Here is a 25,214-nt window from a genome sequence, read left to right on the forward strand (position 1 = left end):
GTTAGCTGCTGGATTTTTGGACAAGTTGAAATCAACACTCGCTTAAGCGTCGAGAAATTGGACACTCTCTCGCCGACGTCTCGCAATCGAGGCATTCAGGACAGAGCACACTTCGCTAGCCTTCGATTCCACTTCGAAAAACCTCGCGCACGATGGCTTCAACTCGTTGCAGAACATCGTCTGGCAGATATCCGTATCGGCTACGCCCATCGAGAGGTAGCCGCCCGCGATTTGCGACAATTGACCGAATGAGGGCCGATACGTCGTACTGCGGGATGTCGAACTCCGCATCAATCCTGAGGATTGCAAGTTCGTAAGCGTCGTGGCTCATACAACAACCTTCCTATTTCCGGTCGTCTAGCAATGACACCTTGGTGTTGAAAGACGGTGCAGTCGTATTCCATCGGAACATCCTACGCCCCTTTATCAGGCGCAAGCCCGAACATCCACTCAAGCCTTTCGACAAAACGTATTTGCACGTCTTTGTCCCCAAGACCCACGCCGGGCTGGCAGTGGACAAGGCGTGATTCGGCGCCCTCAAAGCCGCCTCGCATGTCATCAAGCGCGAGCCACCTTTTGATGCCAAACGTTTTCGCATGCCGGCGGATTTGCTGTCCTCGGGGAGTCTGCGACCACACGTACGGCAGGTCTCTGTCCGGATTGAATGTTGAATCCACTACCCTTGCGCGCAGCGAAGGCATAGGCAAGCTGGCGCGTGCAACTTCGAAACCAAGTGCCTCTACCCAGCTTGTCGACAAGACAATCTGTACTGCCGGATATGGCGAGAGTAACTCTTCGAGCACACGTGCAAACTCGAAGAAAATCGCTGAAGGGTCACTCGGAACTGAGCCGGCCGCAGTTTTGTACGCATCACAACGATGGAGGCAATTATCGAAGTCGACGTAGAGGACCTGCGCATCGCCGTTGAGCTTGCGCATGCTAGAGCGGGTGCGTTCTTCAGGCGTTGTCATCGTCGACCTTGGCGCTGCATCTGCTGATTTATGCGCATTTTTAATTCCTTTGAACGTCATGTCGCACGCCTCAAAAGCTTTTACGCATGAAGGACGGAACCGTCTACTCGACGCCGTCGACTTCGATTGAAAATACGTTACCCGATACCAGCTTATGGGCCAGGTGAGCGCTACTTATACCTCGAAGTCGACCAAGGTTGTCTGTAGGCAAAAGCTCCCGATTGCGTACCATCGTCCTACGCGCTTTCAGCACATCGCGCGGCATATCCCGCAGCCATTTGGGTGTCGAACTCGCCATCGCGTTTAATCACCACGGGAAATGTCGCGACCTGAGAAATTCGTCATCGACAGACAGTACAACTACGGCGAGCGCATCATAGACGACGTTATCGCATTGTTGTCTGAGCTCGCGATGAGGCTCCCCTGCGTAAATGAATTCATAGGGTCGACCTTTATCGACCCCGCGTTCACGTGTCCAATGTGGTCCGAAAGTCGCGAAGGCGTTGACATTTTCCAGTTCGTCCTCGTCGGCCCCCGAAGGCAGAAACATGACCATCGCGTCGGGTTCGGCGTCTCTCAACTTATGCAGTAAGTCTCGGACTCTCATAGCCACCTCTGGTTTTTTACAAATGCCTGGACCCATACAATTAATGGGAGCAGGGTTGAAGGCTGGATTGCTGAACAACAAATCAGCATGCGAGTTCGCGCTTGCGGCCTCCTTGAACACACTACGTGAAGCGCCGCGAGTTTAAGAAGGCCGCATCACTGGCCACAACGACAACTTCGACGGAATCAACGGCAATGTTCTCGCTCTCCGTCCGGAGTTCCTCGCGAGGCTCCCCTGGGTAAAGGGATTCGTACAGTCGCCCCTTTTCGGTGAGGCGTTCACGGGTCCATTTTTCTGTTAACACAGCTACGGCGCCGACTACCTCAACTCCGTCCTCGTCAGCCCCCCACGGCAAAAACACTACAGCAGCTCGCGGATTAGCGGTACGCAATAATTCAATCAGTTCACCAGCAGTCATGGTTTCCGTTCCCTCTCCGGACGGCGAGATATCGAGGCCGTTCTCGACGAAGTCGTCACCGATTTCCATGGTCATTCCCCTGCAATTCACCGCACGTCGAATCCATCGACCGAAGCAAGTGAGCCTCGGCCTTTCAACTGAGGTCTCTAACAGCGACCACGTAAGGGCAAATTGCACCTCAATCGTCCGCATGGGTCATCGCTTTCGCACTGCAAAACTGTCGCCCTGTGCCTGCAAGAGCTAACGCTTCTAGGAGGCAGTGTAGCATTCGGATTGTACTTTTCAATGATGTCAATTCGAATACCGTGGACGTTGGAATTGTAAAGCCGGAAAGTGCAGGCTTTACAATTGACAAGGCCGAATGAAGAGCTTGCGCGAGTCCTTCGCGGTGGCAGTTAAGCGCCGCCGTCTGAATTTAGGTGTGTCGCAGGAAGAATTAGCACTCCGCACATCGCTCGACCGCACCGGGATAAGCCGATTAGAACGGGTAGCGCCGAACATCACGCTGGATACGGCCGACTCCGTATCGAGGGCACTCGACAGTTCGGTGCCAGAACTTTTAGGAGAACAAGTATCTAAAGAACACAAATTGGCGGCGTCAAGAGATGTTTTCGCAGCCCGAGTGCGTGAGGAACGGGTTGCCCACAGCCTCACACAGGAGGAAGTCGGCGACCGGGCAGGAGTCGACCGAAACTATGTTAGCGATGTTGAACGCGGAAAGAAAAACTGCCGGCTAGACACGGTCGACGCATTCGGACGGGGCTTGGGAGTGCGACCATTGGTGCTGCTCAAGTTTGATATTGAGATAAATGAGTGACAGCGAAATAATCGGGCCCGTACATGCGGTACAAACTGAAGCGTGATGACGCCCCTTGTAGCAGGCACGTTAAACCTGAATATACAGCCGATGACCAGAAAAAATATAAACTAACTCGGAGGACAGGGAGTAACTTCGTAGATGCGTCCCGTTCAATGGGGAAGCAACGGCACTTCTCCGGCGCCGCGCAGCACAGAAACGCGCAAACAAATGTTGCATGTTTGAACTGCCATCGCCGCACAAGCTCATTAGTCAACTTGCTGGAACCGGTAGTATTTTAGGCACAGTTTTCGAAGAAAACTAACAGTCCTGCAAAGGCAACCTTCTCAATGCTTTCACATACAAGCTGATACTGCCGCCAATCATCACCGTTTAGCGGCCAAATATGCTGCTAAATTAGGTAATCAGAACTCGTTACTATGTGCCAGACAAGGTTTGAATTCAACTGACGGAGGCAGGTTGCGATTCAGTTGAACATCTTATCGATACCTGCTGACGAAGGTGACCCCGCAAAAGCAAATGAAACTGCCCCGCCCAGATTGGTATCGACCTGCACTTGGCGTGAACCTCGCTGCAATTTAATTGGAGCTTAGCCTCGCCATGCTCCGACCAATAGTACAAAGCGCGGCAACGGCCTTCGCTTAAGTTCGAAAAACCCAAAGGCCATCTTGAATAAGCGCGGCCGATAGCCACTTAGCTAAATCTGCCCGCAAACGCCTTTTTGGCTGCGCCCCAATCGAAAATGATAAGGCTAACGATAAAGCCATTATTTATACGCAAGCTAATAATAAATATCGTTTTAAAGCGCGGTTCGCACGGTTTTTTGTTGCTTTGGCTATGGAAAAGTCGACCCTGTCGACTTCGTGGGGACAACCTATGGACAAACTCGGAAAACCATAAGGCCGGTTTCCCGAAGTTTGCCCACAGGTTGCCCCCACTTTTCCACAGCAGCTGTTGGCATATCACGCAAATGCGCTATCAACTAATTGTAGATAAATCTCGTTAATAGTATAAGCGGGCCCGCAGATGCGAACATCAGCTAAGTGTTAGTCAAAACTTTCAGAAGGGAAATCGAAGAATGCTAATGGAAAACTAACGGTAGAAATTGCGTATAAAAATCCTTAACGCCGCGTCGCGCCTGCGCGTATAAAAACACAGGGAAGTGTTTTGAGAAGTTGGTGCGGCGGTATGGCCTGCCCTACTGGAATCGAACCAGTAACCTCGCGCTTAGAAGGCGCGTGCTCTATCCAGTTGAGCTAAGGGCAGATAGAAAACCCGATTTTACCGCATTTGACACTGAACTTTGCCCATTAAGCAGGAACGTCGAAAAGTAATCGCCGCGAATCAGCGTCAAGCCAACGCAATCCTACGAGACGAGGTCGGCGGGTAGACACTCTGCAATCGAAGACACCCGCAGCGGCAAAACGTCTCTTAAACTCAACTCAACATGCAAATGTAATACTCAGCCGCTAGGCAGGCCCTACAACGGTCGCCGGCAATTCCAACATGCGCCCGAATGCTACCCCCAATAAGAACCCCCGCCCCTCGGCTTAGAAGGCCGATGCTCTATCCAGCTGAGCTACTGCCGCAATGCAGATGATCCGGGATTTTACCTCATCGAAAGGATGCGAGGCCTCATTCCGGGGCCTCGCATCCTCCAACGCGCTTTAAAACCCTTAAACCGGTTGCTGATGCAACATGAACCAGCCAAGACAGAACGCGCCCGCGACCACGCAATACAGCCCAAAAGCCGCCAGGCGGCCGCGGCCTTCGAAGTAACGCATCAGGAAACGCACGCTCAAGTACGCCGCGATTCCCGTCAACACGCCGCCTAGAAGGGCATCGAAGAGTTGATCCGGTGCGTGGAACAGCTTCGGCAATTCAAGCACGCCAGCCGCGAAGATGATCGGCGTACCTAGCAAGAATGAGAACTCCGCTGCTTTCTCGGAACTCATTCCAGCGCCGACGCCCGCGATAATCGTCAAGCCGCTGCGCGAAAATCCTGGAATCAGCGCGCCAATCTGCGCAAGACCAACCAGGAACGCCTGCTTGAACGTGAGGTCTTCAGGCGCACGCTCGGCACGCGCACGCGTCAACCGGTCGCCGACCCACAACAGCACGCCGTTCACCATCAACGCCGCCGCGACGATTCGCAGATCGTGGAACAGCGCCTCAAGCCGCTTTTCAAGCACCAGTCCGACGATGCCCGTCGGAATCGTGCCGATGATCAGCGCCCACATCATGTGCCCATCGGCGTTCTGGCGTCCGCGCAACGAGCCGATAAACCCCTTGATCAGCGCAATCCAGCGTTTGCGGAAATACCACAGCAGCGCGAGCGCCGTGCCCAGGTGCAACGCGACCAGGAACGGCAACAACTGCGGCGCGTGTTTATCGATGTGCATCCCGATCAGGCCGGGCACCAGGAGCGTATGTCCAAGACTGCTGACCGGGAACAATTCAGTCACACCCTGGAGTACGCTCAGAAAAATCAGAAACCACAAAGTCACGCGTCGATCCTCTTTCGTTATTGGCGGCAGGCACATAGCCGCGGCGGTGCAGCAACGCCCCAAGCAAACCGGGCCGATTATGCCGTTCACCAAAAGCAGCGCCAAGCTTTGCGTAATGCCTTTCGTTATCGAAAGCAAATCGTTTGGATAAATAAATATATACGTAATAATAAAAAAAGCCCGTTGTAAGAACGGGCTTTTTATTTGACTGCTTCACATCCGCGTCACGGTCGCACCTTGTATAAAAACAGCAGCGTACCGGCGCCGAACGTGCCGAAAATAAACACTCCAAACATCATCGCCAGATCCATATCATCCTCGTCGTTCGGCAGGGCCACTTGATCGGTGTGAGACACAGACACGTCAAGGTCGAAAGATGTTTCATGCGCGTTACATCGTGCTTGCATTATCAAGGCAATGAAAGCAGCTGTGTCAGTCGCAATTTCCCCAAAAGGGTTTCCCCGTAGAATTGAGCCGCCCGTTGCAGCAGACCGTTTGTTCGTTGCACATTCGAATACTCTTCGTCCGCCCAGTTTGCCCACCGCAATTTGCCGATTAATCAAGGAGACAATCGACATGTCATCCCAGCCTGAAGACATCCTGGAAATCACGTTCGATGACGCCGCTCTCGAACTCGCGCCGCGCGCGGGCGGACGGCTGATGACGTGGCGCGTCGGCGGCGAGCCCGTCATTTTCTGGCCTGCCGCGCCGGACTGGTCCAACTTCGTCAAGATCCGCGGCGGCAATCCATTGTTGTTCCCGTTTCTCGGCCGCCATTTCGTCGATGGCGAGATCGGTAAGTGGCGTGATCCGGAAGGCGTCGTGCACGAGCTCCCCATGCACGGTTTCGCGCGCAACCTGCCATTCGAGCACCGCAAAGACGCCGACGGCCACGGCGTGCGCATGACGCTCGTGGACAACGATTTCACGCGCCAGGGTTATCCGTTCGCGTTTCGTTTCGAGGCGGCATACAGGCTGGTCGACGCCGTGACGCTAGACGTCGAGCTCACCACGTCGAATCCCGGCGAGGTGCCGCTGCCCTACTACGCGGGTCATCATTTCTACTTTGTCCTGCCGCACGACCAGCGCGGCATCAGCAGCCTGGAATTGCCGCGTACGGAGATTTGCCGGCAACTCGACGACGGCGCCATTTCTGACTCGCAAGCGGGCGCGGCGCGCTATGCGCTGGACGACGCGAACATCCTGGATCGATTCCATTGTTTTACCGGTCCGTCCGATCACCCGGTTCGTCTGGTCACGCCCGGTTTGAGGCGCGCGGTGAATTTCGACTTGCAGCGCCCCGACTCGGTACCCTGGTATTCGGTGACGACCTGGACGGAAGCGCCCACATCGGATTTCTACTGCGTCGAGCCGTGGGTCGGCCTTCCCGATGCCATCCACAACGGCCGCGGATTGCGGTGGCTCGCGCCGGGGAAGACCGAAACGGCGTCACTGCGGATGACCATTTCGCCGGTTTGAGACGGAAAAGAAGCAGCTCAGAAAGCCGTTCAGCCAGCGGCGACTAGCCGGCCGCGTGGGCCGCTTCTGAGGGCAGCGACGCCGGGACGGTAAAATCGGACATTTCGCCGATACGCGTCCTGGTTTGTTTGCCGCGGCGTTGTCGGTTTGTGCGGCGCTTTACGAGGTTTTGGGTTTGCTAAAAATAATTCGACGGCTGACCTGCGTGTCATTGGTCGCCGTGCTAGCCGCGTGCGGCTCCGCGCCGGTCGGACCAGGGTTTTATCGAGTTGAACGGGGCGATACGGTGTCGAAGGTGGCGCGGACGAACCGGACATCGGTATCGAACATCGCGCGCTGGAACAATCTCACCGACCCGAACGCGATCGAAGTCGGCCAGGTGTTGCGTGTGGCGCCCCCGGCGGGAAGCGTGACGCCGGCCGGGACATCGGCCCCGCCGGCCCGCACAAGCAGCACGCAACCATCGGATTCGTCGCCATCGTCGTCCGCATTGGTGACGCCGGCCAGCAGCATTTCGCTCATCTGGCCGACGCAAGGCAGCGTGATCCGCGGTTTCGATGGCAAGAGTTCGAAGGGTATCGACATTGCCGGCACGGCCGGGACGCAGATCGTCGCGGCGGCTGCAGGAACGGTCGTTTATGCGGGGAACGGGTTACGCGGTTACGGCAACCTGCTGATCGTGAAGCACAACGCCGACTACCTGACCGCCTACGCGCATAACCGCGCGCTGCTCGTGAAGGAGGGCCAGAGCATTACGCAAGGGCAACCCATCGCGGAAATGGGCGACACCGACACGAACCGCGTGATGCTGCATTTTGAATTGCGTTACAAAGGCAGTTCGATCGACCCATCGCGCTACCTGCCGGCCCGCTGACGCGCCGCTCAATTGAACACGGGCACGCTCGACGAACACGGGCGTGCCCAACTAAACACAGGGAAGAATCGATGAAATTACAAATTTGCGCCACGACGCTTGGAAAAGTAGCCGCGACGGTTGCGGTAATGGCGGCTGCGCTGACGCTCGCTGGCTGCGCCGACTCGGCGAAGAGGACCTATCTGCCGTCCGGCGACACCGGCTTTGCGATCAATTGCAGCGGTGGCGACGCGAGTACAAGCTGGGGAGAATGCTACAAGAAGGCGGGCGAGATGTGCGGTTCGTACGGCTACGACGTGGTGTCGAAGGATGTCGATAACGGCGCGACATCGGGTGGAACAGTGGCCGGGATTTTCGGCGCGAACGTCAAGAACCGGTCGATGGTGATTCGCTGCAAGCAATAACGTCTGTGTGTTTCTTGATCGAACGGCCAACGCGCGCCAGTTGTTCACCCACCGCCAGGTTTGTTCGCGGATCCAGCGAACCCAGCAGTTGTGCGCCGCGCCACCGGCCGGACAACGGGTCGATATGCGAGGAAAACACGACCAGTGAACCCAGCGCAACTGGACAGATGGCGAGGAAAATCCAGAACAAGGTCATGATCGGGAATCGAACTCAGGAATTGGGATCATACCTTTGCGGCAAGAAGTTCGCTTAATACGCCGGCATGTTGGTCGTTTGCGTAGTAATTACGTGCCGTGGCCTTCGTTGACCAGACAGGCTTGATCCCTTGAAACGCCCTGTGCACATTGGGTTACGCGTTGATACAAGTGATCACAATCAGCCCGATTGGTGCGCTCTAGAATACGTTCAGCCTGCGACTTTCTGCGCGAACAGTCTTCGTGGGTCAGAAGCCCCGGTGTGCCCGCATCGGAGCTTCGCTCAGACATAATAAAAAAGGCCGTTTCCAATTGAAGTTGGAAACGGCCTTTTTTGCACGCTACGGTTTTACACGTCGTGCGTGAAAATCAATGTGATGCGTGATTGTGATCGTGCTGATGCGCGCTGGGATCTTCAGCGGCCTGACATGCAGGACAAATCCCCTTCAACTCAATGTCGTCCCCCGCCAGCCGATACCCGCTCGCCTCGACCTGCGACATCAGGCTCTGACGCAACTGCTTTTGCTGCTGCAACTCGGTCACGCGGCCACATTGCTGGCAAACGATCAGCACGCCGTGCTGACAATGCGTGAGGTCGTGACAGACGGTGAACGCGTTGATCGACTCGATCCGATGAATCAGCCCCGCCGACAGCAGGAAATCCAGCGCCCGATACACCGTCGGAGGCGACGCGTTCGGATGCGCTGCCCGCATTTCGTCGAGCAGCGTATAAGCTTTGGTCGCGCGGCCCGACGCCAGCAGCAATTCAAGCACGGTGCGACGAATAGGCGTGAGTTTCTGACCCCGCTCGCGACAATAATCGTCGGCCATCGTGACCGCCGCCTGAAGCGCGTCGGCGGACGAATGGGCGTGAGACGGGGTGTCGTTGGCGGGCGTGTTCATAGACGGATTATACGCTGCGGCATGAGGACCAAGCCGGGCCCCATCGTGGCGGCTGAATACAGCGTTATTGCGGCTGTTCAGGCGCGGCCGGCGCGATGATCATGACGGGCGGCGTGGTATCGGTGGGCACGCCTTTGTAATCGGGCGGATCTTGCGGTGGTGAGTGGTGAGGCACGGCTGCGTCGGCGCAAGCAGACAAAACCAGGGAGCAGAGTAGCAAAGCAGCAAGACGCGGCATGGACGGCCCGGAAATAAAGTTCAGGTACAAAGACGAAGGGTGAACGCAGAAGATTAAACGATATCGGGAATTTGCGACGGAACGGCAACGCTGGGCGGCCATGCCCCTGGCACATAAAAGCCGCGCCAGAAAAGGCAAAGGGGTCACGAGTTAAACTCGTGACCCCTTCATTTGAAACGTGGTCGGAGCGAAAGGATTCGAACCTTCGACCCTCTGATCCCAAATCAGATGCGCTACCAGGCTGCGCTACGCTCCGACAAGAACGAGATGATAGCGTTTTACCTGAACCCGCGCAATCGAAACTATTGGATGCCATATTGAGCCCAACGCCATAGCACGTTCGCAGCGGCGACCAGTCCACATTGCAAATCTTACGCACCACCCAAAAGGAGACATTCGATGGACCTCATTCTCTGGCGTCACGCCGAAGCAGAAGACCAGGCAGCGAGCGATCTCGCGCGCCAACTGACGCCGCGCGGCATGAAGCAGGCTCAGGCGGCGGCGAAGTGGCTGAAGAGCCGCTTAGGCGACGATGCAGTGTTTCTCGTCAGCCCCGCCACCCGCACGATCCAGACGATGGAAGCTTTTGGCGACCAGTATCGAGTGGTGAAGGAACTGGCGCCAGGCGGCAGCGCCCAGGCCGTGCTGGATGCAGCGGAGTGGCCGCGCGGCGTCGCGGAAACGGTGGTTGTCGTCGGACATCAACCGACTCTCGGGCGCGTCGCGGCATCGCTGATGACCGGCCATGAAGCCGAATGGACCCTGAAGAAAAGCGGCATCTGGTGGTTCCAGCAACGCTCCCGCGCGGGCGACGATCAAGTCGTGCTGCGTGCAGTGACAAGCCCCGACTTGTTGTAGGTGTAGCGTGTAGCTAGTCGACAGTAACAACCGAAACAAGAGCAGCAACAGCAGAAACAGCCCCCCAAGGCGGCAAACCCGTGGCTTCGCGGTGACGCTTCATTGAATCGTCATGGTCGCGCCATGCGAGCGTCATTCGGAATACTTACATTGGCTGACATTAATACGTCAGCCAAATCCACTTGGGGGTTGCCAATGCAGAAATCGACGACGCTCGCTTCATTGAGCACATCGAATGGACTGAGCGGGTCTGGTGGCTCGAACGTTAGCGAATTCTGCCGGCACTTGCCGAGCGCGGCGGAGACGGTAACGGGGCAACATCGGCTGCGGGTATCGTGGGCGCATTCCGAAGCTGAATTGCGTGAAGCGCAGCGTCTTCGGTACCGCGTGTTTGCCGACGAAATGGGCGCACAACTGAAGGGTCCGGCGGGCTTGGACGTCGATGCATTCGATGCCTATTGCGACCACTTGCTGGTCCGCGACCTGAACACGTTGAAGGTAGTGGGAACGTATCGCGTCCTGCCGCCGCATCAGGCGGCGCGCGCCGGACGCCTGTATGCCGAGAGCGAATTCGATGTCTCCCGTCTCGCGCACTTGCGCCCGAAGCTGGTGGAACTCGGCCGCTCGTGCGTGCATGCGGACTACCGCAGCGGTGGCGTGATCATGTCGTTGTGGGGCGGCCTGGCCGCATACATGAAGCAGAACGGCTACGAGACCATGCTGGGTTGCGCCAGCGTCGCGATGGCGGACGGCGGGCATTACGCTGCAGATCTGTACGAGGGCCTGGAGAAGGAAGCGCTAACATCGCCGGAATACCGGGCATTTGCGCATACGCCGTTGCCGGTGCAGGAACTGCGGACCGGCGCCACGGTAGCGCCACCGCCTTTGCTGAAGGGCTATTTGCGCCTGGGCGCGAAAATCTGCGGCGCGCCGGCATGGGATCCCGATTTCAACACGGCGGACTTTTTGACGTTGCTGCGTATATCGGAGATTGGGGATCGTTACGCGCGCCACTTCATGGCCGACTGACAGCGTCGACGAGCAATAGACAGCAGAAGAGACCAGGCGCGCCAGCGATATACCGATCAACCAACCCTGCTGGCGCGATTGCGCTTTTATTCAAGTATTCAAGCGCAAGAAAAAGCTTCGAAGTCCGTACTACTTAGGCGCGCTGAAAAAAGGCGATGACCTAAAGAAGCCATCGCCTCATCTCAGGAACGCTCAAACACCCGTATATACCACCCGATACGGCTTGCCGATCTTCTCCCACTCAGCCGCTTCCTGAACGAGGCTGTAGTCAGTGAGCGGATTCAGTGCGACCCACGCGTTGGGCAGGCGCACATCGAACCCGCCGTTGGCTTGCGAGACCTGGATAGCCGGAAACCCGACATCGGCCCGCCGCCGGCAAAGCAGCGCCCCAAGCCGCAGGCAAAACAGCAAAGTCCAGTCGACATCGCGAGCCTGCGAAAGCTTGCCCAACTTGCCGACATGCCCCAGCACCAGGCCGGCTAACCGGGCCTGATCGGTTCTCGAGAACCCGGGCATATCCGCATGACTCGCGATATACGCGGAATGCTTGTGATAAGCGCTATGCGAGATAGAAAGCCCGATCTCGTGCAATGCCGCCGACCATCCGAGGAACATGCGATTTTCTATCCGCCGTTCCGGATCTGTATCGCCGCCTTCGAGTTGTTCATAGAAACTGATTGCCAGCTCGGCAATCCGGTTTGATTGCTCGCCGTCCACCGCATAGCGCCGCTTGAAACCTTCCACCGTGACCGTGCGCATGTCCTGGTGCTGCGTGCGTCCCAGCAGGTCGTAGAGCACGCCGAGTCGCAACGCGCCGTCGGTGGTATCGACATAATCAACGCCCAGTTCTTCGAACACGCCGAGCATGATCGACAAGCCGCCCGCGAGTACCGGAATTCGGTCAGCCTTCAACGCGATCAACTTCAGCCGGTTCACGTTCTCGGCCTTGATCAGCGCTCTTTTCAGCCGTTCCAGGCCGCCACGCGAAATGCCGTGTGTGATGCCGGGATCGTTGAAACCATTCGCTTCGATCAACTCGGCTAACGCGCGCGCCGTACCCGACGATCCAATTGCCTGATCCCAGCCCGTCTGTTTGTATTCGCTCGAGATAATCTCGATTTCGCGCTTGGCGGCGAGTTCGGCTTGCCGCATGGAATATTCATCAACATTACCGGCTGCAAAAAACTGCCGGCTATGGCTCACGCAGCCTATATACAGGCTCTCCATATGGATGGGCGTATAGTGCGAGCCGATAATAAATTCCGTCGATCCCCCGCCGATATCCACCACCAGCCGCTTGCCCGCGCTTGCCGGCACTGAATGCGCAGCGCCCGCATAAATAAGGCGCGCTTCTTCGCGGCCGGCAATTACTTCAATAGGAAAACCAAGCGCGTTCTGCGCTTCGGCCAGGAATTCGTCGGCGTTCTTGGCGACGCGCAATGTATTGGTCGCGACCGCGCGCACGTGGTCGGGATGGAAGTCCCGCAGCCGTTCGCCGAACCGTTTCAATGCATCCCAGCCGCGCAGTTGCGAGGCCCGGTCAAGGAATTTGTCCCGTGACAATCCCGCCGCAAGCCGCACGGGTTCACGTAGCGCGTCGACCTGATAGATCGGGCTGCCGGAAGGCGTCTCCTCGACGCGCCCGACGATCAGCCTGAAGCTGTTCGATCCGAGATCTACGGCTGCCAAAAGATGAGGGGGGTTGACCATCGATTTTCCAGGTTCCGTAGGGTTGTGCCCGCTGGCGTCTTATCGCTCCAACGGTCGGGCAGCATTGGAACACGCCGCGCCGCAGCAGCGCGCCAATTTTAAGTCCAAGCGGACGACTGTGCTGGTCTTGCAAACAATCCAGTGCAGCAAACTGCGCCGATGAATCCGCTTTCGATTGTTATACGAAACAGGACGCAACGCAGGGCGAACCTTGCCAGAATCAACCTTACCTGAGCCCTGCGGTAGATTTATGACACGGCGATTTCACAAAAACGTCATCATACTGTGAACCATTCCGAGCGATCCTTGCACATTCTGTTTTTTTGACTGCCAATACTATCGATGTCCTTACGCTATCCCCTTCTCAATCGCGAACTGGGCATTCTGGGTTTTAACGAACGTGTATTGTCGCAAGCCGCCGATACCGCCGTTCCGTTACTCGAACGGCTTCGCTTCATCTGTATTACCAGCAGCAACCTGGACGAATTCTTCGAAGTCCGCGTGGCCGGCATGCAGGAACAGATGCGCGATAACCCGGGCTCGCTTTCGCCTGACGGCATGTCGCTGCAGCATGTGTACGACCTCGTCGTCGAACGTGCGCATCGACTGGTCCATCAGCAATACGTGATGCTTCAGAGCACCGTGTTTCCGGCGCTGGAAAGCGAAGGAATCTACTTTCATGGCGTGGAATCGTGGAGCGAGGCGCAGACCGACTGGGCCCGCGATTATTTCCAGAACGAGTTGCTGCCGGTGCTCACGCCTATCGGCCTGGATCCCGCGCATCCGTTTCCGCGCGTGCTGAACAAGAGCCTGAACTTCGTGGTCGAGCTGGAAGGTAAGGACGCGTTCGGCCGTCAGGCGATGATGGGCATCGTGCAGGCGCCGCGCGCGCTGCCCCGGCTCGTGCGCATGCCCGAGGCGCTGTCGGGCTATCCGCACGGTTTTGTGCTGTTGAGCTCGCTGATGCAGCGTTTTGTCGACGCGCTGTTTCCGCATTTGATGGTGCGCAGTTGCAACCAGTTTCGCATCACGCGCAACAGCGAATTGTTCGTCGATGAAGACGAAATCACCAACCTGCGCGTGGCGCTGCAGGGCGAACTGCCCGCGCGGCATCTGGGCAATGCGGTGCGACTGGAAGTGTCGGCGGAAACGCCGCCGCACATGATCCGGCGCCTGCTCGACGAGAGCGAACTGAACGACCGCGATTGTTATCGCGTGAACGGGCCCGTGAATCTCGTGCGCCTGATGCCGTTGCCCGAGATGGTCGACCGGCCGGACCTGAAGTTCGTGCCGCACATTCCAGCGGTGCCGAAGGCGATTGCAGCAGCGTCGAACATGTTCGATGCCATCGACCAGGGCGATATCCTCCTGCATCATCCGTACGAGAGCTTTCAGCCCGTGCTCGAGTTGCTGCTGCAGGCGGCCAAGGACCCTCAAGTGGTCGCGATCAAGCAAACAATTTACCGGACCGGCACGGACTCCCCGTTGATGGACGCGCTGATGCAAGCCGCGCGCAACGGCAAGGAAGTGACCGTCGTGGTGGAATTGCTCGCGCGCTTCGACGAAGAGACCAATATCAGCTGGGCGTCGCAACTTGAGGCGGTGGGCGCGCATGTGGTGTACGGCGTGGTCGGCCACAAATGCCACGCGAAAATGATGCTGATCGTGCGGCGTGTCTCGCAGCACGGCAAGATGGTGCTCAGGCGTTATGTGCATCTAGGGACGGGAAACTATCATCCGCGTACGGCGCGTCTTTATACCGATTTCGCCGTGATGACCTCGGATCAGGAAGTCTGCGAAGACGTGCATCACGTGTTCCAGCAACTCACCGGCATCGGCGGCGAATTACGCCTGCATCAGCTTTGGCAAGCGCCTTTTACGCTGCATCCGAATTTGATCGAAGCCATTCGTGCTGAAGCCGACAACGCGCGCGCGGGAAAGAAAGCGCGGATTGTCGCGAAGATGAACGCGTTGCTCGAACCAACCGTGATTATCGCGTTGTATGAAGCGTCGCAAGCCGGCGTGAAAATCGACTTGATCGTGCGTGGCGTCTGCGCGTTAAAACCCGGTGTGGAAGATCTCTCCGAGAACATTACGGTGCGATCTATCGTTGGACGCTTTCTCGAACATCACCGCATCTTTTATTTTTACGCGGGCGGAGAAGAGAAGGTGTATTTGTCGAGTGCGGACTGGATGGACCGCAACTTCTTCCGGCGCGTTGAAGTGGCGTTTCCGGTGAACGACCGGCGCCTGAAACGGCGCGTGATTGCGGAAGGGTTGTCCGTATTTCTCGGCGACAACCAGTCGGCGTGGCTCATGCAAAGCGATGGGCATTACAAGCGGCGACGTCCGGGCAAGTCGATGCGCAATGCTCAACTGGGCCTGCTCGCGAAGTTCTGCCCTTGATGCACTGACTGGCGGCGTTATAAGCCGCCTTCCCCTTGAAGCCACGATTCAAGCCGCGATCGATTTTCTCATCGCCGTACGGGCAGCCGAAAACTTGACCGAGAAGGTGCTTCCCCGCCCTTCCTCGCTCTTGACTTCGAGATCGGCCAGATGGCGTTGCAATACATGCTTGACGATTGCAAGCCCCAAGCCCGTACCACCGGTATCGCGCGAGCGGCTTCTATCCACACGATAAAACCGTTCGGTCAAACGGGGAATATGTTCGGGCGGAATACCGAGTCCGCTATCGCGCACTGAAAACACTGCGCGATCTTTAACGCGCTGCCACGAGACATCAATCGTTCCACCATCCGGCGTATAACGAATTGCATTCGTCACCAGATTCGCGAGCGCGCTCACAATTTCCGTTTCCGAACCGGACACCGTCAACGCTTCATCAACATCGAATGTGATTCGATGCCGGCCATTCGAAAGATTATCGGCGTCCTCTTCAAGATGGCGCAGTACTGCGCGCATATCGAGAACATCGTCGCTCGGTGGTTTGACATCGCCTTCCAGATTCGCAAGCACAAGCAAGTCGCGCACAATGTTCTGCATCCGCGACGACTGCTGCTCCATCATCTCCAGATATCGCGCCCGGTCGGATTCATTTAGCGGCAACTCGCGCATGGTTTCGAGAAAGCCGGACAACACCGTCAACGGTGTCTTCAACTCGTGCGAAACGTTCGCGACAAAATCGCGGCGCATGGAATCGGTTCTTTCCAGTTCCGTTATGTCCTGAGTCAGAATCAGTTTGCGGTTTTCGCCGTAGGGAAATATTTGCACCGACAATACATGCTGCCGGTTCAGCCCCATACCGCGCATGACCAGCACCGACTCATAATGTTGCGAAGCGAGATAACGAACGAAATCGGGCTGACGCACGAGATGCGTAATGTGCTGGCGCAAATCGCGTTTTGCATCGAGCCCGAAATGGGTTTCCGCAATGGCGTTGCACCACTCGATCTGGTCGCTGTCATCGAGCATGGCCACGCCATTCGGCGACGCCTGGATACCCTGGATAAACCGTGAATGCTGCTGCTCGACCTGACGCACCTGGGCATGCCAGCGCTTCGCAAGCTTATGCAGCCGATAATAAATCTCGCCCCACACGCCGGGTGCGCTCGGGACTTCGCCATACACGGGCGCATCCAGCAAGCGCCACAGGCGTTGCGTATGAAAGGTGGTGAAGAGGGTTTGAAGAACCAGCATGACCAGCGCGAAACAAAGTCCGGCGCGCACTCCGAACAGCGCGCCGACGATCCCGCTCAATACCGCGAGCAACGCGAGGGACACGAGAGAACGCGTCCAGATGATATTCATGAATTAGCGGATCGAGATTATTACCACGCGACCACGATTGGTCGCGGGTCTCATTGACTCTTGTCGTGCACTCTATCAAGCGCTCTTGGCTAGCCTGTAACCGCTGCCACGAACCGTTTCAATCATAGCATCGCAACCCGCGGGCTTCAGGGCGGCGCGCAGACGCTTGATATGCACGTCCACCGTCCGCTCTTCCACGAATACGTGATCGCCCCACACCTGATCCAGCAATTGTGTGCGGCTATGCACGCGCTCGGGGTGCGTCATGAAGAAATGCAGCAAGCGGAACTCGGTCGGTCCGAGATCGAGCTTGATATCGTCGCTGCCATGACCGTTTGAATGCGCCGCCACCCTGTGAGTGGCCGGATCGAGACGCAGGCCATTGATTGCGACCACGTCTTCCGTTAATTGCGGCGCGCGCCGGCGCAATACCGCCTTGATTCGCGCCATCAATTCTTTCGGCGAAAACGGCTTCGTCACATAATCGTCCGCACCAATCTCTAGTCCGAGCACCTTGTCCTGCTCGTCGCCGCGGGCAGTAAGCATGATGATCGGAATATGTTTCGTGCGTTCGTTGCCCCGTAATTCCCGCGCAAAGGCGATACCGGATTTACCCGGCAGCATCCAGTCGAGAAGCACCAGGTCGGGCAAGACATCGCTGATCAGGTTTTGCGCCTGTTCCGCGTTATAAGCACGAATGGGGCAATGGCCCGCGTGTTGCAGATTCACCGAAATCAATTCGGAAATCGCGGGTTCGTCTTCTATAACGAGAATGCTGCTGGGCATCGGCACCTCTGTAACCTTCTTCGCGTAAGTTAAACAACCAACATTGGGATCAGAAAAGCATCAGCTCAGTGCTTCGCGTTCGAGTTGATCGCGCGACACATGGCGGACATCCGTTCCCTTCACAATGTAAATAATGAACTCCGCAATGTTCTTTGCATGATCGCCAATCCGTTCGACCGCTTTAGCGATGAACAGATAATCGAGGCCCGCCGAAATCATGCGCGGATCTTCCATCATGTACGTGACCAGCTTGCGCACGAACGCACGGAATTCTTCGTCGATGGCTTTGTCGTCGCGAACAATTTGCGCCGCGGCGACCGTATCCAGACGCGCGAATGCATCTAATGCACGGCGCAAGATAGATACCGCCATTTCGCCCGACAACTTGATCTCCGCGATATTGACGTTACGCCCCATGCCATCTTCATTAATGCGTCGCACACGCTTGGCGATCTTCTCGGCTTCGTCGCCGGCACGCTCGAGATTCGTAATCGTTTTCGAAATTGCCATTAACAAACGCAGGTCACGCGCAGCCGGCTGACGGCGCGCGATGATGTTGCTGCATTCCTCGTCAATCTCGACTTCCATGGTATTCAGGCGCGTCTCGGCGAGCACCACCGCTTCGACAATATCCATGTCGAACGTATTGAGCGCCTGCATGGCCTGGATGATTTGCGACTCGACCAGACCGCCCATTTCCAGCACCTTCGATGACACCGCATTCAGATCGGCGTCGAACTGGCTCGACAAATGTTTATCGGACATATGTGCTCCCTGAAGTCCTTTTTTAGCCCGTTATGCTCTCAACCAAACCGGCCAGTGATGTAGTCTTCCGTTTCCTTGCGGGACGGCTTGATGAAGATCTTTTCCGTATCGCCGAATTCAATCAATTCGCCTAGATACATGTAAGCAGTGTAGTCCGAACAACGCGCCGCCTGCTGCATGTTGTGCGTGACGATCACGACCGTGTAATCGTCCTTCAGTTCGGCGATCAATTCTTCAATGCGTCCCGTCGAAATCGGGTCGAGTGCCGAACACGGTTCGTCGAGTAACAGCACTTCCGGGCGAATTGCAATGCCGCGTGCAATGCACAGGCGCTGCTGTTGTCCACCCGAGAGGCCATAGCCGCTTTGTTGCAGCTTGTCCTTCACTTCGTTCCACAGCGCCGCTTTCGTCAGCGCCCACTCCACGCGGTCGTCCATCTCCGAGCGCGACAGTTGCTCGAACATCTTCACGCCAAACGCGATGTTGTCGTAGATCGACATGGGGAACGGCGTCGGCTTCTGGAACACCATGCCCACGCGTGCACGCAGCAGCGAGATATCGCGGCTGGTATCGAGCAGGTTGTTGCCGTCCATCAGGATCTCGCCTTCCGCGCGCTGCTCCGGATACAGCGCGTACATCTTGTTGAACGTGCGCAGCAGCGTGGACTTGCCGCATCCCGACGGACCGATGAACGCAGTCACCTTATGTTCAGGAATCCGCAGGTTAATGTTCTTCAGGGCATGAAACTTGTTATAGAAGAAGTTGAGGTTGTTCACCTCGATCTTCGGTTTCATCGATCCGACCGGCGGCGCGTGATGGGTCGGCTTGAAGCTGCCGGGCGCTGCACCGCGTTCGACTGGGGCGCCGGAATTGTCACTGCCGGCGGCCGGATTAGCGCTTTTAGCGCTTACATCGCTTGCGACTGTGTTCATGGAATGATTTCCGCCTTATTTTTTCGAGAAGATCGTGCGTGCCAGGATGTTCAGACCGAGCACGCCAAGCGTGATCAGGAACACGCCGGCCCACGCGAGCGCTTGCCATTGTGGGAACGGGCTCATCGCGAACTTGTAGATCGTGACGGGCAGGTTGGCCACCGGTTGATTCATGTCCCACGAGAAGAACTGGTTGGACAGCGCCGTGAAGAGCAGCGGCGCCGTTTCACCGGTGATGCGTGCAACGGCGAGCAAGACGCCCGTCACAATGCCGCTCACCGACGCCTTCAGCGTGATCGAACAGATCATCTTCCACTTCGGCGTGCCGAGTGCGAAGGCCGCTTCACGCAGCGCGTTCGGCACGAGCCGCAACATGTTTTCCGTCGTGCGAATCACGATGGGAATCTGCAGCAAAGCGAGCGCGATCACGCCGGCCCAGCCGCTAAAGCGCCCCATTTGCGCGACTACCAGCGCATACACGAACAAGCCGATCACAATCGATGGCGCCGACAACAGGATGTCGTTGATGAAGCGCGTCACGCTGGCGAGCCAGCGCTTGTCGCCGTATTCGGCGAGATAAACGCCCGCGAGAATCCCAAGCGGCGTGCCAATAAAAGTTGCGAGCAGCACGAGCATCAAGCTGCCGACAATCGCGTTCAGCAAACCGCCGCCATCGGTGTTGGGCGGAGGCGTGTTCTGCGTGAACAGTTCGATCGACATACCGCCAATGCCGAGCTTGACCGTGGTGAACAGAATCCACACGAGCCACAACAAGCCGAACGCCATGGCCGCCAGCGACAACACCAGCGCGACCACGTTTTTGCCACGACGGCGCCGTTGCAACTTGATGCGCGTGGCTTCTTCCCGCTCCGGATTACCGGAACCGGGGAATGGAGTAGTTGACCGGTTCACTTGCCACCCTCCGACTTTTCGAGGCGCAGCAACATGAGTTTGGACAGTGAAAGGACGATGAACGTAATCAGGAACAGGATCAAGCCCAGTTCCATCAACGCCGATGTATGCAGGCCCGGGCTCGCTTCAGCAAACTCATTCGCAAGCGCGGAGGTAATGCTGTTGCCTGGCGAAAACAGCGAGACGTTATCGAGCAGATTGGTATTGCCGATCACGAAAGTCACCGCCATGGTTTCACCGAGTGCGCGGCCAAGGCCGAGCATCACGCCACCGATCACACCGGTTCGCGTGAACGGCAACACGATCTTCCACATCACTTCCCAGGTCGTGCAGCCAATGCCGTATGCCGATTCCTTCAGCAGCACGGGCGTGACTTCGAACACGTCGCGCATCACGGCCGCGATGTACGGAATGATCATGATCGCCAGGATCACACCGGCACACAAAATGCCTATGCCAATAGGCGGTCCCTGGAAAAAGCGGCCGATCAACCAGACGTTCCCGAGCGCGCTGCCCAGCGGCTTTTCGAAATACGTTGCGAAGATGGGAGAGAACACCAGCAGGCCCCACATGCCGTACACAATCGACGGGATCGCGGCCAGCAGCTCAATTGCCACGCCGAGCGGCCGGCGCAGCCACGCGGGCGCGAGCTCGGTCAGGAACAGCGCAATGCCGAAGCTCACGGGCACGGCGATGATCAACGCAATGATGGACGTAGCGATGGTGCCGTAGATAGGCACGAGCGCGCCGAAACTATCGGTTTGTGGATCCCAATCGGAACGCCACAGGAAACTGAGGCCAAATTTTTGAAGCGTAGGCAGTGACGCTATGATCAGCGACACAATAATGCCGCCCAGCAGCAGCAGCGTGACGACGGCGGCAAGCCGTGTCAGCCCACCGAAAACGATATCACCGAGACGACCCGGAGCGCGTTGAGCGCGGCTGGCGGGCGGAGTCGATGCGAGGTTGATGTCCGACATGGGAACCTTCGGAAGGGCCGCGCGGCGGATGCCGCGCGGCAATACGGACAGAAAAGCCAGAAGCTTGGTTACGTGCTACTAAACTTATTGCGCAACTGCCTTGCCCGACGCGTCCTTGACCTTCTCTTTCCACTGCGTTTCGATTTCGGCAACGACCGAATCAGGCAACGAGATGTAGTCGAGTTCGTTCGCTGCTTGCGTGCCGTTCTTGAACGCCCAGCCGAAGAACTTCAGCGTTTCCGCGCCTTGTGCTTCCTTGTCCTGCGTCGTGTGGAGCAGCACGAAGGTTGCGCCTACGATCGGCCATGCGTCCTTGCCCGGCTCGTTCGTCAGGATTTGATAGAACGACTTCGACCAGTCTGCGCTCGCTGCTGCAGCCTTGAACGTTTCCGTCTTCGGCTCGACCACTGCGCCCGCTGCATTCTTCAAGTCGACGTACGTCATCTTGTTTTGCTTAGCGTACGCCCATTCCACATAACCGATAGCACCCGGCAGACGCTGAACGAACGCGGCGACGCCGTCGTTGCCCTTGCCGCCCGTGCCTGTCGGCCAGTTGACCGTCGAACCTTCACCGACCTTGCTCTTCCACTCGGCGTTCACCTTGGACAAATAGTTCGTCCAGATGAAGCTCGTGCCCGAACCGTCAGCGCGGCGCACGACAGCAATGTCCGTATCCGGCAGCTTCAGCTTCGGATTCAGTGCGGCGATAGCCGGGTCATTCCACTTCTTGATCTTGCCGAGGTAGATGTCGCCGAGAACTTCACCCGACAGCGTCATCTCACCTGCCTTGATACCCGGCACGTTGATCGCCGGGACTACGCCGCCAACCACTGTCGGAAACTGGAAAAGCCCCTGCTTGGCCAGTTCGTCGTCCTTCAGCGGTGCGTCCGAGCCAGCGAAATCCACCGTCTTCGCGATGATTTGCTTGATGCCGCCCGAGGAACCGATACCTTGGTAGTTAACCTTGCCGCCGCCCGACTTCTGGTACGTATCGGCCCATTTCGTGTAAATCGGTGCAGCGAAGGTACTGCCCGCGCCGGTGATGTCCGCAGCTTGAGCTGACATCGCAAACATTGCGCCGACGATGCCTGCAAGCGCGGTGTGCATCAATTTCATGTGATCTCCAGGGTTGTGAGCAAGTGGCTCGACACCGCGAAGGATAGGGGCTCAATGTGACAGTCCGATGACGAATGATGAAGCCAGCGTGACAACGGGCTTACGGTAACGAAAGTTTAAAGTTCAGAAGTTAGCCCACCAAGGCTTGATGGGACCGCTGTTGAGCCGATTCGGCCATGTTTCTTTCAATTATTTTTCAGCCGCACAATGCCGCGTAATCTTGCGGTCCAATTGACGTGATTTTTTGGATCGCTCGTTCTTTTAAAGACGTCGATACCTGGAACAGGCATCCGCAATCACTTGAATGCAAAAAAAACGCCACGGCGCAAACCGTGGCGTTTTCGGTACTCTGGTCGTGCTTCAATCGTTTGCGACGCTTAAGTCGTCGCGTCCTTCACTACCTTCGCAATGCTTTCTGCGTGCGCGACCGCGTCCGCCTCTGACGCAGCTTCCACCATCACGCGCAGCACCGGCTCCGTTCCCGACGCGCGGATCAGCACCCGGCCATGCGATTCGAGCGCGCGCTCGGCGTCCTTGATCGCCTGCTTGATCGTGTTGCTGCTCTTCCAGTCGGCGTCGGGACTCATGCGCACATTGATGAGCTTCTGCGGGAACAACTTGATGCCGTCGAGCAGGTCGGCGAGCGGCTTGCCGCCGCGCTTTATTGCCGCGAGCACGAGGAGCGCCGAAACGATGCCGTCGCCCGTGGAATGCCGGTCAAGCGACAGGATATGCCCCGACCCCTCCGCGCCCAGCATCCAGTTGTTCTCACGCAGTTTCTCGAGTACATAGCGATCGCCCACGGCGGCGCGCACGAACTGCACGCCCGCCTGCTTCAGCGCGACCTCGACCGCCATGTTCGTCATCAACGTGCCGACGGCGCCGTCCACGCGCCCGTCCGTCGCAATGCGATCCTTCACCAGCACGTACAGCAGTTCGTCGCCGTTGTAGAGCCGTCCTGAGGCATCGACGACCTGCAGGCGGTCCGCATCGCCATCGAGCGCAATACCGATATCCGCACGATGCTCCTTGACCGCTCGCACCAACGCATCGGGCGCGGTTGCTCCCACGCCATCATTGATATTGAAGCCGTTCGGGGACACGCCGATCGTCACCACTTCCGCGCCAAGCTCGTGGAACACTTGCGGCGCGACGTCGTACGCAGCGCCGTGAGCGCAATCAACCACCAGCTTGAGACCGTGCAAATCGAAGCTGGCCGGGAACGTACTCTTGCAGAATTCGATGTAGCGGCCGCGAGCATCGTCCAGCCGGCGAGCCTTGCCCAGCAGTTCGGACGGTGCGCAGGACATGGGTTCGTCAAGTTGCGCCTCGATCTGCAACTCGACTTCGTCCGGGAGCTTGTTGCCATCGGCGGAAAAAAACTTGATGCCGTTGTCGTAGTACGGGTTATGCGATGCGCTGATCACCACGCCCGCCGCGAGGCGCAAGGCCCGCGTCAGGTACGCGACGCCCGGCGTCGGAATCGGGCCGGCCAGCATGACGTCGACGCCTGCGGCCGAAAAACCCGACTCCAGCGCTGCTTCCAGCATGTACCCCGACACCCGCGTGTCCTTGCCGATCAGCACCGTCGGACGGCTGCCGCGCTGCGCCCATCGATCGGCGCCCGCCAGCACTTTCCCGGCTGCATAGCCCAGCCGCAACACAAAATCAGGCGTGATCGGAGCTTCGCCGACCTTCCCCCGAATACCATCTGTTCCAAAATATCGACGTGCCATCGTTTCGTTTTTATCCTTGCGCAAAAAATTGAGCGCGAACTGTGAACTTCAAATGTGTTGGGCCAACCGCAATGGCTATGCCTTCGTCATGTCGGTCATTGAGTCAAGCGGACTCGTCCTTTGACTTGAACGGTCGGCAGCATGCATCGCCTGCCAAACCTTCAATGCATCGGCAGTCGCCGCGACGTCATGCACGCGCACAATGGCCGCGCCTTGCTCAGCCGCACAAACCGCCGCCGCCACGCTCGCCGCCACACGCCCGGCCGGTTGCGTTCGCCCGGTCACGGCGCCGAGCATCGACTTGCGCGACATGCCAGCCAGCAACGGGACGCACGAATTCGCAGGCCGGGTCTCGGCGAAATGCGCCAGCAAAGTGTAATTATGATCGATCACAGACTTGCCGAATCCAAAACCGGGATCGAAGCAGATTCGCTCCGCGCTGATTCCGGCCGCCGTCAGCGTAAGCAGCCGTTCCTCGAAGAATTCGCGCACGTCCGCCACGACGTCTTGATACACAGGCTCATGCATCTGCATGGTTTGCGGCTCGCCAAGCATATGCATGACGCAGAGTCCGCACGTGCTGTTTTTGACAGCCTCAAGCGCGCCTTCACGACGCAAGCCCCAGATGTCGTTGACCATATCCGCGCCGGCGGAAAGCGCGGCGCGCATGACCGCTGGCTTGTAGGTATCGATGGAAAGCGGCACGCCCGCCGACCGCAACGCTTCGATTACCGGGATCACGCGCTCAAGCTCCTCGTCCAGCGGGACTGGCGGCGCGCCCGGACGGGTCGACTCGCCGCCAATATCGATGATGTCGGCACCGTCGCGAATCATCTCAGTGGCCTGCACGAGCGCGGCGTCGCGCGCGACGAAACGACCGCCGTCAGAAAACGAATCCGGCGTGACATTGAGGATGCCCATGATCAACGGGCGCTCGAAAGTCAGCGTGAACCGGCCGCATTGAAGCGGCTGAGCAATGGCGCGATGCCCGTTCGGGAGAGGTGAAGACTGCATAGTGGTCAGGCCAGCCGATGAAGGAGCTACGTTGCTATTAGTACGCCGAGTACACCGATCGGTCCGCCGTTCGACGTCCATACGGCCAGGTTCAAACAACAATTGCCGCTCCAAGCCGGTGAACCTCCGCTTGGATACCTGAAAAAGCGAACCACAACGGAAAAGGGGCTGGTGTGAAAACACACCAGCCCCTTC

At 57.6% G+C, this 25,214-nt stretch carries 25 protein-coding genes and 2 tRNA genes; 7 read left to right on the plus strand and 20 right to left on the minus strand.

The genetic code is table 11. The annotated features are described in order from the left end of the window. Window positions 1-115: 115 nt before the first annotated feature. The 3 genes from ACMX25_RS31595 to ACMX25_RS31605 all read right to left on the minus strand — a co-directional run bounded on the left by ACMX25_RS31595 (window position 116) and on the right by ACMX25_RS31605 (window position 2,065). Window positions 116-331 (minus strand): hypothetical protein, encoded by a 216-nt coding sequence (locus tag ACMX25_RS31595; RefSeq protein WP_414953846.1) that lies wholly within the window; start codon window positions 329-331, stop codon window positions 116-118. Between the two features lie 82 nt (window positions 332-413). Beyond that, on the minus strand, window positions 414-971 hold the full coding sequence (locus tag ACMX25_RS31600) for an HAD domain-containing protein (protein ID WP_414953847.1): 558 nt from the start codon (window positions 969-971) through the stop codon (window positions 414-416). A 728-nt stretch (window positions 972-1,699) separates the two neighbouring features. Continuing rightward, window positions 1,700-2,065 (minus strand): hypothetical protein, encoded by a 366-nt coding sequence (locus tag ACMX25_RS31605; RefSeq protein ID WP_414953848.1) that lies wholly within the window; start codon window positions 2,063-2,065, stop codon window positions 1,700-1,702. A gap of 292 nt (window positions 2,066-2,357) precedes the next feature. Here ACMX25_RS31605 and ACMX25_RS31610 point away from each other — a divergent pair, with 292 nt between their 5' ends. After that, a complete protein-coding gene (locus tag ACMX25_RS31610; protein ID WP_414953849.1) occupies window positions 2,358-2,813 on the plus strand; it encodes a helix-turn-helix domain-containing protein in 456 nt (151 codons plus the stop codon). Window positions 2,814-4,002: 1,189 nt separating this feature from the next. Here the strand turns inward: ACMX25_RS31610 and ACMX25_RS31615 are convergent. From ACMX25_RS31615 to ACMX25_RS31630, 4 genes are all read right to left on the minus strand, one after another. Continuing rightward, window positions 4,003-4,079 (minus strand) — tRNA-Arg (locus ACMX25_RS31615). A gap of 410 nt (window positions 4,080-4,489) precedes the next feature. Further along, window positions 4,490-5,320, minus strand: coding sequence for an undecaprenyl-diphosphate phosphatase (locus tag ACMX25_RS31620; RefSeq protein WP_414953850.1), 831 nt, complete (start codon window positions 5,318-5,320; stop codon window positions 4,490-4,492). Next, window positions 5,271-5,537: a hypothetical protein gene (locus tag ACMX25_RS31625; RefSeq protein ID WP_414953851.1), complete on the minus strand. Its 267-nt coding sequence runs from the start codon at window positions 5,535-5,537 to the stop codon at window positions 5,271-5,273. Before ACMX25_RS31625 ends, ACMX25_RS31620 begins: the two co-directional genes overlap by 50 nt. A gap of 7 nt (window positions 5,538-5,544) precedes the next feature. After that, window positions 5,545-5,898 (minus strand): hypothetical protein, encoded by a 354-nt coding sequence (locus tag ACMX25_RS31630; RefSeq protein ID WP_414953852.1) that lies wholly within the window; start codon window positions 5,896-5,898, stop codon window positions 5,545-5,547. Here ACMX25_RS31630 and ACMX25_RS31635 point away from each other — a divergent pair. From ACMX25_RS31635 to ACMX25_RS31645, 3 genes are all read left to right on the plus strand, one after another. After that, complete coding sequence (locus ACMX25_RS31635) at window positions 5,897-6,799, plus strand: aldose epimerase family protein (RefSeq protein WP_414953853.1); 903 nt, start codon at window positions 5,897-5,899, stop codon at window positions 6,797-6,799. The genes ACMX25_RS31630 and ACMX25_RS31635 overlap by 2 nt on opposite strands. Before the next feature lie 175 nt (window positions 6,800-6,974). Beyond that, window positions 6,975-7,673 (plus strand): peptidoglycan DD-metalloendopeptidase family protein, encoded by a 699-nt coding sequence (locus ACMX25_RS31640; RefSeq protein ID WP_414953854.1) that lies wholly within the window; start codon window positions 6,975-6,977, stop codon window positions 7,671-7,673. A 128-nt stretch (window positions 7,674-7,801) separates the two neighbouring features. Next, window positions 7,802-8,077: a hypothetical protein gene (locus ACMX25_RS31645; protein ID WP_414953882.1), complete on the plus strand. Its 276-nt coding sequence runs from the start codon at window positions 7,802-7,804 to the stop codon at window positions 8,075-8,077. Here ACMX25_RS31645 and ACMX25_RS31650 read toward each other — a convergent pair. The 3 genes from ACMX25_RS31650 to ACMX25_RS31660 all read right to left on the minus strand — a co-directional run bounded on the left by ACMX25_RS31650 (window position 8,040) and on the right by ACMX25_RS31660 (window position 9,669). Further along, window positions 8,040-8,273, minus strand: a complete 234-nt coding sequence (locus tag ACMX25_RS31650; protein WP_414953855.1) for a hypothetical protein — start codon at window positions 8,271-8,273, stop codon at window positions 8,040-8,042. The genes ACMX25_RS31645 and ACMX25_RS31650 overlap by 38 nt on opposite strands. Before the next feature lie 368 nt (window positions 8,274-8,641). After that, entirely contained in the window at window positions 8,642-9,175 is a 534-nt protein-coding gene (locus tag ACMX25_RS31655; protein ID WP_414953856.1) for a transcriptional repressor, read from the minus strand. Between the two features lie 417 nt (window positions 9,176-9,592). After that, window positions 9,593-9,669: transfer RNA gene (locus tag ACMX25_RS31660), tRNA-Pro, on the minus strand. Between the two features lie 143 nt (window positions 9,670-9,812). On the opposite strand from ACMX25_RS31660, the gene sixA reads away from it, so the two are divergent. Both sixA and ACMX25_RS31670 read left to right on the plus strand, forming a co-directional pair. After that, entirely contained in the window at window positions 9,813-10,271 is a 459-nt protein-coding gene (gene sixA / locus ACMX25_RS31665; protein WP_414953857.1) for a phosphohistidine phosphatase SixA, read from the plus strand. A 195-nt stretch (window positions 10,272-10,466) separates the two neighbouring features. Then, window positions 10,467-11,300, plus strand: a complete 834-nt coding sequence (locus tag ACMX25_RS31670; RefSeq protein WP_414953858.1) for a GNAT family N-acetyltransferase — start codon at window positions 10,467-10,469, stop codon at window positions 11,298-11,300. 192 nt (window positions 11,301-11,492) lie between these two features. Here ACMX25_RS31670 and ppx read toward each other — a convergent pair whose 3' ends face one another. Then, window positions 11,493-13,010 carry an exopolyphosphatase gene (ppx, locus tag ACMX25_RS31675; protein WP_414953859.1) on the minus strand — a complete coding sequence of 506 codons (1,518 nt, stop codon included), beginning with the start codon at window positions 13,008-13,010 and terminating at the stop codon, window positions 11,493-11,495. Between the two features lie 342 nt (window positions 13,011-13,352). Here ppx and ppk1 point away from each other — a divergent pair, with 342 nt between their 5' ends. After that, window positions 13,353-15,416: a polyphosphate kinase 1 gene (ppk1, locus tag ACMX25_RS31680; RefSeq protein ID WP_414953860.1), complete on the plus strand. Its 2,064-nt coding sequence runs from the start codon at window positions 13,353-13,355 to the stop codon at window positions 15,414-15,416. Between the two features lie 48 nt (window positions 15,417-15,464). Here ppk1 and phoR read toward each other — a convergent pair whose 3' ends face one another. From phoR to folP, 9 genes are all read right to left on the minus strand, one after another. Continuing rightward, window positions 15,465-16,778: a phosphate regulon sensor histidine kinase PhoR gene (gene phoR / locus ACMX25_RS31685; RefSeq protein ID WP_414953861.1), complete on the minus strand. Its 1,314-nt coding sequence runs from the start codon at window positions 16,776-16,778 to the stop codon at window positions 15,465-15,467. 75 nt (window positions 16,779-16,853) lie between these two features. Next, window positions 16,854-17,564, minus strand: coding sequence for a phosphate regulon transcriptional regulator PhoB (gene phoB / locus ACMX25_RS31690; protein ID WP_299718529.1), 711 nt, complete (start codon window positions 17,562-17,564; stop codon window positions 16,854-16,856). Between the two features lie 60 nt (window positions 17,565-17,624). Next, a complete protein-coding gene (gene phoU / locus ACMX25_RS31695) occupies window positions 17,625-18,329 on the minus strand; it encodes a phosphate signaling complex protein PhoU (protein ID WP_414953862.1) in 705 nt (234 codons plus the stop codon). A gap of 38 nt (window positions 18,330-18,367) precedes the next feature. Then, complete coding sequence (pstB, locus tag ACMX25_RS31700) at window positions 18,368-19,123, minus strand: phosphate ABC transporter ATP-binding protein PstB (RefSeq protein WP_031363387.1); 756 nt, start codon at window positions 19,121-19,123, stop codon at window positions 18,368-18,370. 153 nt (window positions 19,124-19,276) lie between these two features. Then, window positions 19,277-20,173 (minus strand): phosphate ABC transporter permease PstA, encoded by an 897-nt coding sequence (gene pstA, locus ACMX25_RS31705; protein ID WP_414953863.1) that lies wholly within the window; start codon window positions 20,171-20,173, stop codon window positions 19,277-19,279. Then, on the minus strand, window positions 20,170-21,153 hold the full coding sequence (pstC, locus tag ACMX25_RS31710) for a phosphate ABC transporter permease PstC (RefSeq protein WP_414953864.1): 984 nt from the start codon (window positions 21,151-21,153) through the stop codon (window positions 20,170-20,172). Before pstC ends, pstA begins: the two co-directional genes overlap by 4 nt. A gap of 84 nt (window positions 21,154-21,237) precedes the next feature. After that, window positions 21,238-22,269 carry a phosphate ABC transporter substrate-binding protein PstS gene (pstS, locus tag ACMX25_RS31715; protein WP_414953865.1) on the minus strand — a complete coding sequence of 344 codons (1,032 nt, stop codon included), beginning with the start codon at window positions 22,267-22,269 and terminating at the stop codon, window positions 21,238-21,240. 377 nt (window positions 22,270-22,646) lie between these two features. Then, window positions 22,647-24,005, minus strand: a complete 1,359-nt coding sequence (gene glmM, locus ACMX25_RS31720; protein ID WP_414953866.1) for a phosphoglucosamine mutase — start codon at window positions 24,003-24,005, stop codon at window positions 22,647-22,649. 75 nt (window positions 24,006-24,080) lie between these two features. Further along, window positions 24,081-25,019: a dihydropteroate synthase gene (folP, locus tag ACMX25_RS31725; RefSeq protein WP_414953867.1), complete on the minus strand. Its 939-nt coding sequence runs from the start codon at window positions 25,017-25,019 to the stop codon at window positions 24,081-24,083. Window positions 25,020-25,214 lie beyond the last annotated feature (195 nt).

Source organism: Caballeronia eucalypticola (genome assembly GCF_047608185.1).
In the GTDB taxonomy this organism is placed as follows: domain Bacteria; phylum Pseudomonadota; class Gammaproteobacteria; order Burkholderiales; family Burkholderiaceae; genus Caballeronia.

Excerpts from the sequence above, each read along its gene's own strand:
- phoB (WP_299718529.1), bottom strand. The coding sequence starts at position 17,564 with ATGCCCAGCAGCATTCTCGTTATAGAAGACGAACCCGCGATTTCCGAA.
- ACMX25_RS31610 (WP_414953849.1), top strand. The coding sequence starts at position 2,358 with ATGAAGAGCTTGCGCGAGTCCTTCGCGGTGGCAGTTAAGCGCCGCCGT.
- pstS (WP_414953865.1), bottom strand. The coding sequence starts at position 22,269 with ATGAAATTGATGCACACCGCGCTTGCAGGCATCGTCGGCGCAATGTTT.
- ppx (WP_414953859.1), bottom strand. The coding sequence starts at position 13,010 with ATGGTCAACCCCCCTCATCTTTTGGCAGCCGTAGATCTCGGATCGAAC.
- pstB (WP_031363387.1), bottom strand. The coding sequence starts at position 19,123 with ATGAAACCGAAGATCGAGGTGAACAACCTCAACTTCTTCTATAACAAG.
- sixA (WP_414953857.1), top strand. The coding sequence starts at position 9,813 with ATGGACCTCATTCTCTGGCGTCACGCCGAAGCAGAAGACCAGGCAGCG.
- ACMX25_RS31600 (WP_414953847.1), bottom strand. The coding sequence starts at position 971 with ATGACAACGCCTGAAGAACGCACCCGCTCTAGCATGCGCAAGCTCAAC.
- phoU (WP_414953862.1), bottom strand. The coding sequence starts at position 18,329 with ATGTCCGATAAACATTTGTCGAGCCAGTTCGACGCCGATCTGAATGCG.
- pstC (WP_414953864.1), bottom strand. The coding sequence starts at position 21,153 with ATGTCGGACATCAACCTCGCATCGACTCCGCCCGCCAGCCGCGCTCAA.
- ACMX25_RS31650 (WP_414953855.1), bottom strand. The coding sequence starts at position 8,273 with ATGACCTTGTTCTGGATTTTCCTCGCCATCTGTCCAGTTGCGCTGGGT.
- ACMX25_RS31670 (WP_414953858.1), top strand. The coding sequence starts at position 10,467 with ATGCAGAAATCGACGACGCTCGCTTCATTGAGCACATCGAATGGACTG.
- ACMX25_RS31655 (WP_414953856.1), bottom strand. The coding sequence starts at position 9,175 with ATGAACACGCCCGCCAACGACACCCCGTCTCACGCCCATTCGTCCGCC.
- ACMX25_RS31605 (WP_414953848.1), bottom strand. The coding sequence starts at position 2,065 with ATGGAAATCGGTGACGACTTCGTCGAGAACGGCCTCGATATCTCGCCG.
- glmM (WP_414953866.1), bottom strand. The coding sequence starts at position 24,005 with ATGGCACGTCGATATTTTGGAACAGATGGTATTCGGGGGAAGGTCGGC.
- ACMX25_RS31630 (WP_414953852.1), bottom strand. The coding sequence starts at position 5,898 with ATGTCGATTGTCTCCTTGATTAATCGGCAAATTGCGGTGGGCAAACTG.
- ACMX25_RS31635 (WP_414953853.1), top strand. The coding sequence starts at position 5,897 with ATGTCATCCCAGCCTGAAGACATCCTGGAAATCACGTTCGATGACGCC.
- ACMX25_RS31645 (WP_414953882.1), top strand. The coding sequence starts at position 7,802 with ATGGCGGCTGCGCTGACGCTCGCTGGCTGCGCCGACTCGGCGAAGAGG.
- folP (WP_414953867.1), bottom strand. The coding sequence starts at position 25,019 with ATGCAGTCTTCACCTCTCCCGAACGGGCATCGCGCCATTGCTCAGCCG.
- phoR (WP_414953861.1), bottom strand. The coding sequence starts at position 16,778 with ATGAATATCATCTGGACGCGTTCTCTCGTGTCCCTCGCGTTGCTCGCG.
- ppk1 (WP_414953860.1), top strand. The coding sequence starts at position 13,353 with ATGTCCTTACGCTATCCCCTTCTCAATCGCGAACTGGGCATTCTGGGT.
- ACMX25_RS31595 (WP_414953846.1), bottom strand. The coding sequence starts at position 331 with ATGAGCCACGACGCTTACGAACTTGCAATCCTCAGGATTGATGCGGAG.